General features: G+C 44.7%; 9 protein-coding genes. 3 read left to right on the top strand and 6 right to left on the bottom strand.

Features of this window, described 5'->3' with window-relative positions; genetic code table 11:
• Positions 1 to 37: 37 nt before the first annotated feature.
• Positions 38 to 526 (top strand): FKBP-type peptidyl-prolyl cis-trans isomerase, encoded by a 489-nt coding sequence (locus GGD38_RS02745; protein ID WP_375299561.1) that lies wholly within the window; start codon positions 38 to 40, stop codon positions 524 to 526.
• A 53-nt stretch (positions 527 to 579) separates the two neighbouring features.
• Positions 580 to 2,007: an L-serine ammonia-lyase gene (locus tag GGD38_RS02740; protein WP_375299562.1), complete on the top strand. Its 1,428-nt coding sequence runs from the start codon at positions 580 to 582 to the stop codon at positions 2,005 to 2,007.
• Positions 2,008 to 2,151: 144 nt separating this feature from the next.
• Here GGD38_RS02740 and mqnE read toward each other — a convergent pair whose 3' ends face one another.
• Positions 2,152 to 3,321, bottom strand: a complete 1,170-nt coding sequence (gene mqnE / locus GGD38_RS02735) for an aminofutalosine synthase MqnE (RefSeq protein ID WP_375299563.1) — start codon at positions 3,319 to 3,321, stop codon at positions 2,152 to 2,154.
• A gap of 197 nt (positions 3,322 to 3,518) precedes the next feature.
• On the opposite strand from mqnE, the gene GGD38_RS02730 reads away from it, so the two are divergent.
• Entirely contained in the window at positions 3,519 to 4,760 is a 1,242-nt protein-coding gene (locus GGD38_RS02730; RefSeq protein ID WP_375299564.1) for a nucleoside permease, read from the top strand.
• A gap of 70 nt (positions 4,761 to 4,830) precedes the next feature.
• Here GGD38_RS02730 and GGD38_RS02725 read toward each other — a convergent pair whose 3' ends face one another.
• The 5 genes from GGD38_RS02725 to dnaE all read right to left on the bottom strand — a co-directional run bounded on the left by GGD38_RS02725 (position 4,831) and on the right by dnaE (position 13,386).
• Positions 4,831 to 6,591: a hypothetical protein gene (locus GGD38_RS02725; protein WP_375299565.1), complete on the bottom strand. Its 1,761-nt coding sequence runs from the start codon at positions 6,589 to 6,591 to the stop codon at positions 4,831 to 4,833.
• A 163-nt stretch (positions 6,592 to 6,754) separates the two neighbouring features.
• Positions 6,755 to 8,527 (bottom strand): carboxypeptidase-like regulatory domain-containing protein, encoded by a 1,773-nt coding sequence (locus GGD38_RS02720; RefSeq protein WP_375299566.1) that lies wholly within the window; start codon positions 8,525 to 8,527, stop codon positions 6,755 to 6,757.
• Positions 8,528 to 8,664: 137 nt separating this feature from the next.
• Positions 8,665 to 9,090: a thioredoxin gene (gene trxA / locus GGD38_RS02715; protein WP_375299567.1), complete on the bottom strand. Its 426-nt coding sequence runs from the start codon at positions 9,088 to 9,090 to the stop codon at positions 8,665 to 8,667.
• Positions 9,091 to 9,228: 138 nt separating this feature from the next.
• Positions 9,229 to 9,546 (bottom strand): thioredoxin, encoded by a 318-nt coding sequence (gene trxA / locus GGD38_RS02710; RefSeq protein ID WP_205513397.1) that lies wholly within the window; start codon positions 9,544 to 9,546, stop codon positions 9,229 to 9,231.
• A gap of 198 nt (positions 9,547 to 9,744) precedes the next feature.
• Positions 9,745 to 13,386 carry a DNA polymerase III subunit alpha gene (gene dnaE / locus GGD38_RS02705; RefSeq protein ID WP_375299568.1) on the bottom strand — a complete coding sequence of 1,214 codons (3,642 nt, stop codon included), beginning with the start codon at positions 13,384 to 13,386 and terminating at the stop codon, positions 9,745 to 9,747.
• Positions 13,387 to 13,700 lie beyond the last annotated feature (314 nt).

The following is a 13,700-nucleotide window of genomic DNA, read 5'->3' as shown; positions in this document are numbered from 1 at the left end:
ACAGTACCTGGGGTAATCATAAACAAATCAATTTCTAATGAGAAATCTTGTTTGGGGTTTTCTGTGCTTTGTCCTTTTTTATAGCTGTAAAAAAGACTCGGGTTGCGGTTACAATGAGCAAAATATTGTAGCGCCGGCGAGCGAGCAACAGGCCGTACAATCATATCTTACTACTAATAATATTACTTCTGCTTCAAAAGATTCAAGCGGATTGTATTATGAGATCGTTAATGCAGGGGAGGGCGATGGTTCGCCTAACCTTTGTTCGCAGGTATCTTTAACCTATACCGGCAAACTTATCAGTGGTACCGTTTTTGAGCAAAAAAGTACGGCATTTACCCTCGGTTCTTCTATCGAAGGATTACGAAAGGGCCTTCTTCTTATTAGAAAAGGCGGCTATATGAGGTTGTACATTCCGCCCACCCTCGCCTATGGCTCCAAAGAAATAAAGGACGAAAGCGGAAAAGTGATCATTCCGGCCAATTCTATCCTGGTGTTTGATGTTGCACTTACTTCATTTTATTAGCTTAACTATAAACTAACACCCGTTCTTCATACATTTGCAAAAATGTATACAATTTGCCACACGAAGCAATTTCCGTATTTGACATCTTCAAGATAGGTGTAGGTCCATCCAGCTCCCATACCCTTGGCCCCTGGCGTGCCGCCCAGCTATTTTTACAATCCCTAGAACAAAAGCACCAGCTTTTACAGGTAACCGGCCTGCAGGTACTGCTATATGGTTCGCTTGCAAAAACCGGCAAGGGCCACGGTACCGATCTGGCCGTGCTCATGGGCCTTAGTGGAGAAGACCCCGTAACCTGTGAGGTAGAACTGCTCGATGAAAAAGTACGGCGCATTCGCGACACCAAAAAGCTATTGTTACATGGCAAACATCAAATTGATTTCGACCCTGCCCGGGATGTTGAATTCCTGTTCACCGAATCGCTGCCCTATCATCCCAATGCATTGACTTTTGCCATCACGCTGGTGAATGGCGAACAGCATGCCGCAACCTACTATTCTGTTGGCGGTGGGTTTGTTCAGCAGGAAAATGAAAAGGCGGCCGCAGCCGCATCGGTACAATTACCCTTCCCGGTTGATACTGCCGATGATCTGTTGCACTGGTGCCGTAAAACCGGTTTAAGCATTAGCGAAGTGGTAATGGAGAACGAGAACAGCTGGCGCAATGAAGATTCTACCCGCCAGGGTGTATTAAAAATATGGCAGGTGATGAAGGAGTGTATGTACCGGGGATGCCATAGCCAGGGTGTGTTGCCCGGCGGCTTACAGGTAAAACGCAGGGCCGCAGACCTTAATAAAAAACTTTTGCAGGGCAAAACTTATAACGATTATGACTCTTGGATAAAGGCCATTCGTGCCGGCGGAAACGATTTTAAATACATTCTCGACTGGGTGAGTTGTTTTGCCCTGTCCATCAATGAAGAAAATGCTTCTTTTGGCCGGGTGGTAACGGCGCCAACCAATGGAGCGGCTGGGGTTATTCCCGCCGTATTACATTACCTGGTGGTGTTTTGCGACGGATATAATAATGACAAGATCATACAGTTCATGCTTACTGCTTCTGAAATAGGCAGCATCTTTAAAAAGGGCGCTACCATCTCTGCCGCTATGGGCGGGTGCCAGGCTGAAATTGGCGTGTCGTCGGCCATGGCCGCTGCGGGGCTAACCGAAGTATTGGGTGGCAGTCAACGCCAAACCCTTATGGCTGCTGAAATTGCTATGGAGCATCACCTGGGTTTAACCTGCGATCCTATTGGGGGGCTTGTTCAAATACCCTGTATTGAAAGAAATACCATGGGTGCTATAAAAGCCATTACTGCATCGCAACTGGCGCAACAAAGCACGCCCGATTTTGCCAAGGTATCGCTCGATACCGTTATCAAAACCATGTGGGACACGGCCATTGATATGAGCCATAAATATAAAGAAACTGCTGAAGGCGGATTGGCGGTGCATATACCGTTAAGTCTTCCGGAATGCTGAAAAGACGGCAAGCATCGCGAGTGTACAGTCGTGAAACGGCAAACGGCAAACGTGAAACGTAAAAGCCCGGTAACTGATTATCAGTTACCGGGCCTCCTTGTATTACTTGTCAACTTGTTAACTCGTCAACTCGTCAACTTTTTCTTAATTCATATTCGGATTCACATCTATCTGCGCAATATCCAAATCACTGTAATCGTGTAATACGTTATACAGCGTATCGCGTTCAACCGGTTTTCTATGGGCCTGCTTAATTAGTGTAACCAGTTGGGCTGTACTCATAGCCGGGTTTTGTTCTTCACTACCGGCCATTGAATATATTTTAGTACTGTCGTCGATGGTGCCATCGATATCATTTACACCAAACGATAAAGTAAGCTGTGCATTATGTCTGCCCAGCATTGGCCAATAGGCTTTCAGGTGCGGAAAGTTATCCATATACAACCTGGCAATGGCATACATACGCATATCTTCAATCACACTCGACTCAGGCACATTGCTCATGTCATTTTGTTTATTGCGGAATTTCAGCGGAATAAAGGTGTTGAACCCGCCGGTTTTATCCTGCAACTTGCGCAGGCGCTCCATGTGATCTATGCGGTGTTTGAAGGCTTCAATATGACCATACAGCATGGTGGCATTGCTATGCATGCCTAAGTTGTGTGCAGCTTCATGAATGCCCAGCCAGCCTTCGGCATCCACCTTATCGGCACAGATCTTTTCCCTTATTTCGGGGGCAAAGATCTCGGCGCCACCACCGGGTAATGAATCAAGACCGGCTTCATGCAGGTACTTCATACCTTCTGCAGCGGTTTTCTTTGCCTTGCGGAACATATAATCGAGCTCAACGGGTGTAAAGCCTTTGATATGCAGTTCGGGCCGGTGCGCTTTTATTTTGCGCAGCAGATCGGCAAAGAATTCAAGGTTCAGTTTGGGGTGAACGCCGCCAACAATATGCACTTCGGTAACCGGTTTGCCATCATAGCTTTTTACTATGTCGAGCATTTGATCGGTGGTTAGTTCCCAGCCTTCTTCGCGGTGTGCATACAGGCGCGAATATGAGCAAAAGGCACAGGCAAACACACACACGTTGGTGGGTTCTATATGAAAATTCCTGTTGAAATAGGTAGTATCGCCATGGAGCCGCTCACGAACAAAATTGGCCAGGGCGCCTACATACGGCAGACTGCCTTTTTCAAATAATAACAATCCATCTTCGGGAGAAATACGTTGCTTGTTTACTATTTTTTCGCCAATAATGCGGAGGGCCGGGTCTTGTTCTGCTGCTATAACCTGCTGAATGTTAGTACTCATTTGATAGGGATTTTCTCGTCCTTTCTTACTTGTAACAAAAAATCGGGTGTAAAGTTACGGGAAAACGCGAAACCTGCACTTGATTAAGGTCAGTGCGGGCAAAGCCAACGGATATGAATGCCTGAACCTTGTTTCTTGTATCTTAATTAATTATCTTCCCATATTCTTAAACTTTTATCAATAAAAAAGAAAATACATTGAGTATCAGGTTTCGTCTTATTATTATGAACTTCCTGGAGTTCTTTGTTTGGGGATCATGGCTTATTTCCCTTGGCGCGTATATGTCGAACGTGCTGCATTTTACCGGCGGACAGGTGGGTAGTATTTACGGCACCATGGGTATTGCCTCTATTTTTACACCTGCCTTGTTTGGTATTGTGGCTGACCGTTGGTTGAATGCTGAAAGGGTATTTGGTATTGCCCATATTATAGGGGCCTTGTTATTATTGTGGGCTTCCAGGGTAACCGATTATCCCACCCTTTATATGATCATGTTGCTCAATTCATTTATGTTTATGCCTACCATTGGGTTAAATAACACCGTATCATATATCGTGCTGGAAAAAAAGGGACTTAACATAGTAAAAGATTTTCCGCCTATAAGAGTATGGGGCACCATTGGCTTTATTGCCGCCATGTGGATGGTTGACCTGTGTGGTTTTAATTTAAGCCCGTTGCAGTTGTACATCAGCGCCGGGGCAGGGCTGCTGCTGGGAGTGTATGCTTTTACCATGCCCGGTTGCCCGCCTGTTAAATCGGCTGTAAAGAAAAGCCTGGCCAGCTCCCTGGGGCTCGATGCTTTTGTGTTGTTTAAAAGAAAGAAGATGATCATCTTTTTCCTTTTTGCCATGTTGCTGGGCGCTGCGTTACAGATAACGAATACCTTCGGTTCTTCCTTTCTTACCGATTTTAGTAAAAGCTATCCCGACGCTTTTGGCGTAAAGCATTCTAATGTGTTAATTTCTATTTCGCAGATCTCCGAAACGCTGTTCATTCTTACCATTCCTTTCTTTTTAAGAAGGTTTGGTATTAAACAGGTAATGTTGATGAGCATCTTTGCCTGGGTATTTCGTTTTGCCCTGTTTGCCATTGGTGATCCCGGCAGTGGGCTGTGGTTGCTTATTCTTTCAATGATCGTTTATGGAATGGCGTTCGATTTCTTCAATATTTCCGGATCATTGTTTGTTGAAAGGGAAGCCGATATCAGGATCAGGGCAAGTGCGCAGGGGTTGTTTATGTTAATGACCAATGGTATAGGGGCGTTTCTGGGAAATTACCTCAGTGGCCTTGTGGTAGATCATTTCACTGTTAACGGAGAAAAAGACTGGCAGGCCATTTGGTTCAGTTTTGCCGGTTATGCATTGTTGCTGGGTATTATATTCCCATTGGTATTTAAGTATAAACATAAAGAAACCGGTGAGTTGGTTGTGGGGCACTAAAAAAGCTTACATAAAAATAAAAAAAGCGTCCCGACTCGTCGGGACGCTTTTTTTATAAAGAGATGTGTTTTTATCTTTTGATCCTGAAGTTGCCATTTATTGGCATTGAAGAAGAACTATCTTTAACATTACCTGCAAAACTACCGCTGATGTAGCCGCTGCCTGCGGCGCCAAATTCGGTTATCTTTAGGTTCATAGTTCCATCTTTCGAATAATAAGTTTTTCCCTGCCCAATGTTTAAAGACGTTACTGGCACAGTGCCGGTATCGCTGGCTGTGAATGATAAGCCAACATAGTCGTTATTGCTTTTTCGCAGGGCCCAAATGGTATATTTATTACTGCTTACACTTTTGGTAATTGAGTCGGCAGGTAGCGCATAGGAGGTGGTATTATAAATACCTAGGGTATAGTTTAGGTATTGGCTTATTGAATTGCCGCAGGCTTCTATTTTTCCCACGTTAACAACACCTGATGAAACTGCAACCGTAACAGGTGTTCCCGATTGATTGGTAGCTATATCGTACGGCGTTATAACAGCCGTTGTATAGAGGTTGTTGCAACGGCTTACACCGAAACTCAATTTACCAGTTTTAATAAGCGTACGGTAGTGAACATTATCAAGGTATATATCTGCAAAGCCATTGGTTATATCGTTGCCATTGCAGTTAACAACCTGGCCGGAAAAGCTGACAAAGGTTGGGGCGCCGGTGACAATTGACAAGGTGCCCCAGTCGGCTGCACTATTGAATGGTCCAATTTCTTTTACGTATATAGGCGTGTTACATTTTCCATATACTCTCACCTGCAAAACTTTGTTTTTGGGTACTTTACCACCTACCCAACCGGTGCTGTCTGTGTAACCGCCACCAAAAGAAGAAATGGTGTCGCCTTTTGTATTCAGCATTACCCTTGCCTTATAAAGTGGCTTTCCGTTCTCATCTTTAAACCGGGCTTGAAAATCAACCACACCATACGGGTAATCGCAATTCCAGAATGAGAAATGCCCCACGGTACCAACATAATTGTTACCCTGTTTGGTGGCAATGCCTTCTTCTTTCCACAAACCGGTGGTATCGTTAAAGCTCCATAAAGGAATAGTAGCCGGTGCATCGGCCAGCAATTCCGGGGCTATAGGGAAGGTAAGGGTGGCTGTCTTTCCTGCGGCCAACTGTAACTTTTCGCCGCTGGCGCCGGTAAGCTCAACTGCCATCATCCCAAACGACTGCAAACCGGTTTCCTCATTAGTGGTTGTAATACCACGCAATGTACCGGGCATAATTTCAGTGAAGTTGGCGGCGATAGGGTTTAAAAAAGATGTGCTTACCGACACGGTTCCGGTATATGCGACGTTACCCGCTGTGTTTACAAAACTGTTGCCGGTAAAAACAACGCTTCCACCACCCTGTACGGTAATATTACCACCCGTGGCCCCACTAACGGTGCCCGATACTTTCTTTTTAATCAATTGCACGGTTATATAATTCTGTGCATCGGCATTCACTGTTATAGTACGGCTTCCAGGAAAATAATCGCTTTTATCAACTTTAATAAAGCCGGCATTTTTATCCAAACTGGCCGCGCTGATACTGAAATCACCATTAATATCGGTGGTAGTTGTTACCGAACCGGCCTTTACTATAGCACCGCTCACCGGCAGGTTACTATCGTCTGTTACATGGCCCGAAATACCTGCTGTAACATATTCAATGGGTTTGTTTGTGTTTGTATTATCCGGTTCATCTGCACCACTATCGTTCGACTTTTGGCAACTGAAAAAAAGGAGGAGGGATGCTAACAGGAGAGTGCACCCAAACGAAAGGACCGTTTTCATGGAATGATGAATTTAAAGTTTAAGGTGCCGAAAGATATATTAACTTACTTGTATGTAAAAGCGATGTAAAGAAGGAAAAAAGATCGCTAAAGGAAATTGCTTAGTGATCCTTAAAAAAGAAAACCCCGCCAGGGGCGGGGTGTATGCTATAATCGTTTGAGGTTTATTGTTTTTTCACCCTAAAGCTCATACTAACCGGTGCGGTAGCAATGGAGTCGGTCAATGTGCCGGTAAAATTACCAGCCATATAACCGCCGCTGCCGGCTGTAAACTCGGTAAGGTTCAACGTTATGGAGCTTTGGGGGAACCAGTATTTATTACTTTCTGCAATGTATATCGAACCTAAAGGAACGCTGCCTGTTGCGGTGGCCGAAAAGTTAAGGTAAACCTGGTCGCCGCTGCCGCTGCCCTTACGGAATGCATATATGGTGTAACTGCTACCGTTTTTAGAAGAAAAAACAGAGTCAGCGGGCACTATATAGCTTTTAGATACACTGTTCAATGTATAATTCAGGAACTCGGTAAGCGTTGTACCGCAAGCGCTTAACGAGCCTGCATTAACTGTAGCAGAGTTTATTTGTAAGGATGAAGCCGTACCGCTCTGGTTACCGCCCAGGTCATAAGCCTGTACCGTTGCGGTGGCAGGCCCACTGCTGCAACGGCTAATGGTTATATTAAAACTACCATTGGTAACAACTGCATGTGTATGCATACTGTCGAGGTAAATATCAACAAACCCATTGGTAACAGGAGCTAATGAACAGTTTGTGACCGTACCCGAGATGGTAACCGATCCCGTGGCCGGATTGCTAACTGTTAACGTACCCAGATCGGCGTTTGAACTGAAAGGACCAATATCTTTTGTGAGTACCACCGTATTACATTTGTTGTAAATGGTTAACTGCAATACTTTGCCTTTAGGTATTAAACCACCTACCCAGCCTGTTGAATCGGTAATACCAGAGCCGTAGGTTGTGTACTTATCGGTAGTAACGCTTATAACCACACGGCCGTTGGCAAATATATTTCCGTTCTGGTCTTTTACGATGGCATTAAAGTTAACCACGCCATAGGGGTAATCGCAATTCCAAAAAGAGAAGTGGGTTACTGTACCTACATAGTTGTTACCCAGTTTGGTGGCAGTGCCTTCTTCTTTCCATAAACCGGTAGTATCGTTAAAGCTCCATAAAGGAATGGTGAGTGGAGCATCTTTCAATAACTCAGCAGGAATGGGGAAGGTAAGTGTAGCTGTTTTACCTGTGGCCAGTTGCAGTTTTTCACCACCGGCGCCGGTAAGCTCCACCGCCATCATACCAAATGATTGTAAACCGGTTTCTTCATTAGCGGCTGTAATACCACGTAAGGCGCCGGGCATAATTTCATTGAAGTTGGGAGCGGTAGGGTTTAAAAAGAATGTGCTTACCGAAACGGTTCCGGTATAAGCCGCGTTGCCGGCTGTATTTACAAAGCTGTTGCCGCCAAATACAATGTTACCGCCGCCCTGTACGGTAATGTTACCACCAGTGCTGCCACTAACGGTACCCGACACTTTCTTTTTAATAAGTTCTATTGAAACGTTATTAACCGCATTGGCATTTACGATAATGGTACGGCTGCCCTGAAAAAAGCCGTCCTTTTCTACTTTAATTAAGCCTGCGTGCTTATCGAGACTAACATTGGTTATACGAAATTTTCCATCGATATCGGATGTGGCGGTCAGTGAGCCGGCCTTTACAAGAGCGCCGCTTACGGGTTGTTTGTTATCATCGAGAATGCGGCCGGCTATGCTGGCTATTACAAACTCTTTTTGTTCGCCGCCGCCACCGGTTGGTGGTGGTGTTGTTGTGAGGTCGCCGGTTGCTGCCTTCTGACAGCTTATGGCAATAATTAATGCAGCTACAATGGTCAAAAAGCCAAAGGAGATTATTGATTTCATGGCAGTACCAGGTTTGGGATTTAATTGTACTGCAAGATAGTTAAAGTAACCGGTAGGTTAAACGCAGAATATAAAAAGGTGAGCCACCCCAATTGCAACCGGGATGGCTCACCTTATACTCTTGATAAGTTATTCGTTTACATAAGCGCTTTGATCTTCTTTTCTATAGTGCTTTTGGGGTGACCGCCTATCAGTTTGTCAACTACCTTTCCGTTTTTGATAAACAACAGGGTAGGGATGGAAGTAACGCCATATTCAATGGTAGTGTTGGGGCATTTATCAACATTCACTTTGCCAATGTTCACTTTGCCGTTATATTCTTTGGCCAGTTGTTCCACTACCGGGCCTATTTTGCGGCATGGACCGCACCATTCTGCCCAAAAATCAACCACCGTTAATTTATTCGATTTGAGTGCTTTGCTTTCAAAATTGGCGTCGGTAAATTCAATAGCGCCACCGCCTTTTATCTCTTTTATGTCGGGCGTTCTAAAACCATTGATGATAAAAATGCCGGCTGTAATAACGGCTATATGCAAAAGAAAAGAAGCTGCTTTCATGTACATTTTTAAATGGTTATACAAATGAGTTTGTAAGATATGTAAAGATGGGAATATGAACCAGCCCGATTTTATAGTATGGTGTTAAAAAAGCCCCAACGGTACACCGTCAGGGCTTTCAGAACATTTATAGTAAGATGTTAATTAGATGTGTTGTTCAATCTTCTTAACGAAGTTGCTTTTAGGTTGAGCGCCTACCAGCTTATCTACCACTTTACCACCTTTAATGAAAAGGATAGCGGGGATAGAAGTTACGCCATAGTTAATAGATAACTGTGGGTTATGGTCAACGTTCACTTTACCAACATTCACTTTACCATCGTATTCTTTCGATAATTCTTCAATAACCGGCCCAATTGCACGGCAAGGACCACACCACTCAGCCCAAAAATCTACTACTGTTAATTTATCTGAGTCGAGGACTTTGTCCTGGAAGTTTGTGTCTGTGAATTCTAAAGCCATAAAGTATATATTTTAAAAGTGTAAAGTTAATTGTTTAAGGTCCAAGGTGCAAGGCGTAAGGACTTTTCTCTTGTGCCTTATGCCTTATATCCTGTGCCTTATTCTTCGAATTCTGTGCCACGCCATCAAATTACCTTTCCTGTCAGTATCCTTATAATTCCTTTAACAGAACTTATTGAATTTACGCGTTTTATGGCCTTATGCGGTGACAACCTGTACATCCATTTCGGGGTGGCCCTGTAAATAAGCAGCCAATTCGTCATTCATTTGAATACCCGCTTCCAGTGTTTGCAAACTTACCTTGCACATAGCCTTATAGTCCTTGATATTGAACTTCAGCAATGAGCTGCCCGGGAAGGTTTTCATGTTCTTTTCAAAGAAACGGATCAGGTCTTCGCTGATATGCCGCGCTTCAACATCTATTATAACCTGTTTGGTGAGGTTTTGTTTAATACCCTCCAACAAACTGATGCGTTCTATTTTAAATTCAAACTCGGTTTTATTAAAACGGGGTTTAAATGCACCGGTTAGGAATAGGTTTTTACCTTTTTCGAGGTAATTGGTAAAGCGCATATAATCGTCGCTCCACAGCATAAACTCGCTTTTACCGCTGTAATCCTCTATCCAGAACGAACCAAACTGGCGGCCGGTACGGGTAACCCGGTGCTGGGCATCGGTAACCAGGCCGGCAAGGCGGAAGCTGCGGCCGGGATTGGCCTGCAATGCCAGAGTGTCTTTAATTTCATTGAACTCGGCCAGGGTGGTAATGCCGTAATGTTTCATTTCGAACCGGAAGTTATCGAGCGGGTGACCGCTCATGAACATACCGGTAACCTCTTTTTCGTAGTTCAGCAATTCGGTAAGCGGCCATACCTCGCACGGTGGTATTTTGGGTGGCGGTATTTCCATTACCTCGGTAAGTCCGCCAAAAAGCGTATTGCTGGTATTTACGTTCTGTGCCTGGTAAACGTTGCCAAAACGTACGATCTTTTCAAGACCGGTACTGGTATCATTCGGTGGTGTAAAGAAGTACTGGGCGCGGTGCAGATCGGTAAAGCAATCGAAAGCGCCGGCGTACACCAAACTTTCCAGGGTTTTCTTGTTCACGGTACGCTGGTTCACCCGTTTTATCATATCGAAAACAGATTGATAAGGGCCGTTCTTTTCGCGTTCTTCAATAAGGCTTTCCACTGCAGCTTCACCCACACCTTTCAACCCGCCCAAACCAAAACGTATGTGCCCTTTCTTATTTACCGAGAAACCTTTTTTCGATTCATTTACATCGGGGCCATGACATTCCAGGCCCATACGTTTACACTCTTCCATAAAGAAGGTGATCTTTTCTATGTTACCGGCGTTGTTTAATACCGCGGCCATGTACTCACTGGGGTAGTGGGCTTTTAAGTAGGCTGTTTGATACGCCACATAAGCGTAACAGGTAGAGTGCGATTTGTTGAAGGCGTATTGGGCAAACGCTTCCCAGTCGGTCCAGATCTTTTCAAGTTTATCAACCGGGTGGCCTTTTTCAGAAGCGCCTTTTACGAACTGGGCCTTCATTTTGTCAAGTACCGCTTTTTGCTTTTTACCCATCGCCTTACGCAGTACGTCGGCATCTCCTTTACTAAACCCGGCCAGCTTTTGCGCCAGCAACATCACCTGCTCCTGATATACGGTAATACCATACGACTCCTGCAGGTATTCCTCCATTTCGGGAAGGTCATAGGTAATGGGCTCACGGCCATGTTTACGATCAATAAAGTTGGGAATGTATGCAAGCGGACCCGGGCGGTACAAGGCGTTCATGGCAATAAGGTCGGCAAACTGGTCGGCCTTAAGATCGCGCAGGTATTTTTGCATCCCCGGACTTTCGAACTGGAACGTACCAACGGTTTCAGCTCTTTGGTATAATTCAAATGTTTTGGGATCGTCGAGTGGTATGGTTTCAATGTCAAGGTCAATACCATGGTTTTCCTTGATCATGCGCAGGGCGTTCTTGATGATGGTAAGGGTCTTAAGACCCAGGAAGTCCATCTTGATAACGCCGGCATCTTCAATGATACTACCTTCAAACTGGGTAACCCACAGGCTTGAGTCCTTGGCGGTACTCACCGGAATAAGATCGGTAAGGTCTCTGGGGGCAATGATGATACCCGCAGCGTGGATACCGGTGTTACGTACCGAACCTTCGAGCCTTTCTGCTTCGTGAAGAACGGTGGCGGTAAGGCCCTGGCCGTTGTATATTTCACGAAGCTTTTTAATGATCTCTATTTCATCGGGGCCAATGCCTTCTTTTTCTTCCAGCGATTTTTCGCCTTCCTTGGCATTCAGTGGCGCATGCAATACCCGGCCTAATTCAATACCCGGTTTTTCGGGCACCATTTTAGCCAGGGCGTTCGATTCAACCAATGGCAGATCGAGCACACGGGCCACGTCTTTAATACTACTTTTGGCGGCCATGGTACCATAGGTAATGATCTGCGCCACCTGGTTGGTACCATATTTTTCAACTACATAATCAATTACTTTTTGGCGGCCTTCATCATCGAAGTCCGTATCAATATCCGGCATCGACTTACGGTCGGGGTTCAAAAAGCGCTCAAACAGCAGGTTGTATTTAATGGGGTCAATATTGGTGATGCCGGTGCAATAGGCCACGGCACTACCTGCCGCCGAACCACGGCCCGGTCCAATGAATACGCCCCGTTGCCGCCCTACTTTAATGAAATCGCTCACAATAAGAAAGTAACCGGCAAAACCCATGGTTTTGATGGTGAACAGTTCAAAGTCGAGGCGCTCCTGTATTTCAGGTGTAATATCAATGTAGCGTTCTTTGGCGCCTTCGTAGGTAAGGTGCTTCAGATATTCCCACTGGTTAAGGTTACTGTCTTCGGTAAGCTGAAACTCTTTGGGCAATGGGAAGGCCGGAAGAAGAATGTCTTTTTTCAGGTTCAGCAGTTCAACCCGGTCAACGATCATATTGGTATTATCGATGCTTTCGGGAATATCGCTGAACAGCTTCTTCATTTCCTCCTGCGTTTTTAAGTAAAACTGGTCGTTGGGAAATTTGAAGCGGCGGTCTTTAACTGCGGTGTCGTCGTTTACAAAATCATCGAAGCCCGGCGTGCTTTTCTTTTCGCCGGTGTTTATACATAACAGGATGTCGTGGGCGTTGTAATCGTCCTGATCGGTATAGTGACTGTCATTGGTTGCAATAACAGGTACGTTGTATTTTTTTGAGAACTTCAGCAGGGTTTGGTTAATGATCTCCTGCTCTTTTATGTTGTGGCGTTGTATTTCTATGAAATAGTCTTCGCCAAACAGATCGAGCCAGTATTTGAATTCTTCCTCGGCTTTTTCTTCCCCATCGTGCAAAATGGTTTGCGGCACATAGGCGCCAATACAGCAGGTGGTAGCAATTAACCCTTCTTTATATTGTTCAATGAGTTTTTTATCAATACGGGGGTATTTGCTGTACATACCTTCTATATAACCAAGACTGGTTAATTTAACCAGGTTTTGGTAACCCGTTTTATTCTTTGCCAGCAGTACCTGGTGGTAGCGTTCGTCTTTTACTTCTTTTGAGAACACTTTGCGGGTGCGGTCTTCCACCACATAAAATTCGCAACCTACAATGGGTTTTACTTTCAGGCTGCCATCTTCATTTTTGTGTTTATATGCTTCGGCCACAAATTCAAAGGCGCCAAACATATTACCGTGGTCGGTAATGGCAAGGGCGGGCATACCGTCCTTGATGGCTTTTTTATACAATGCTGGTATAGATGCCGCGCCATCGAGCAACGAAAACTGCGTATGAACGTGAAGATGAGAGAATTTACACATGTGTTCCTTCTAATGAATATGTTTGATTAGTTGATTGTTTTCTGTTGTTGGCTGGATGAAGTAAGAAGCAGGAGGTAAGAAGTAAGAAGAGGTTGACTTCTCTTCTCCCTGTCTTTTTCGGTCCTCAGACCTCGCACTTCGTACTTCTTATTTCTTACTTCGGTTTCTTAAAGACCGGGGTTTTGATTTATTCACTTAATGTCCTCATTTCCAATAATAAACTCCATCCAATAAAAACACGAAATTGTGATATAAAGTTCTTTAATCAATAGTGAAGCGGAGAAAATTTTATGAACAGGGTTTGTGAATAAAAT

This window comes from Niastella sp. OAS944, from assembly GCA_024809215.1.
Classification (GTDB): domain Bacteria; phylum Bacteroidota; class Bacteroidia; order Chitinophagales; family Chitinophagaceae; genus Niastella.
This window is presented reverse-complemented; position numbering and strand designations above follow the sequence as displayed.

What these genes read in the sequence shown, in the direction of transcription:
- mqnE (WP_375299563.1), bottom strand. Translation starts at nt 3,321, where the DNA reads ATGAGTACTAACATTCAGCAGGTTATAGCAGCAGAACAAGACCCGGCC.
- trxA (WP_205513397.1), bottom strand. Translation starts at nt 9,546, where the DNA reads ATGGCTTTAGAATTCACAGACACAAACTTCCAGGACAAAGTCCTCGAC.
- trxA (WP_375299567.1), bottom strand. Translation starts at nt 9,090, where the DNA reads ATGTACATGAAAGCAGCTTCTTTTCTTTTGCATATAGCCGTTATTACA.
- GGD38_RS02745 (WP_375299561.1), top strand. Translation starts at nt 38, where the DNA reads ATGAGAAATCTTGTTTGGGGTTTTCTGTGCTTTGTCCTTTTTTATAGC.
- GGD38_RS02725 (WP_375299565.1), bottom strand. Translation starts at nt 6,591, where the DNA reads ATGAAAACGGTCCTTTCGTTTGGGTGCACTCTCCTGTTAGCATCCCTC.
- dnaE (WP_375299568.1), bottom strand. Translation starts at nt 13,386, where the DNA reads ATGTGTAAATTCTCTCATCTTCACGTTCATACGCAGTTTTCGTTGCTC.
- GGD38_RS02720 (WP_375299566.1), bottom strand. Translation starts at nt 8,527, where the DNA reads ATGAAATCAATAATCTCCTTTGGCTTTTTGACCATTGTAGCTGCATTA.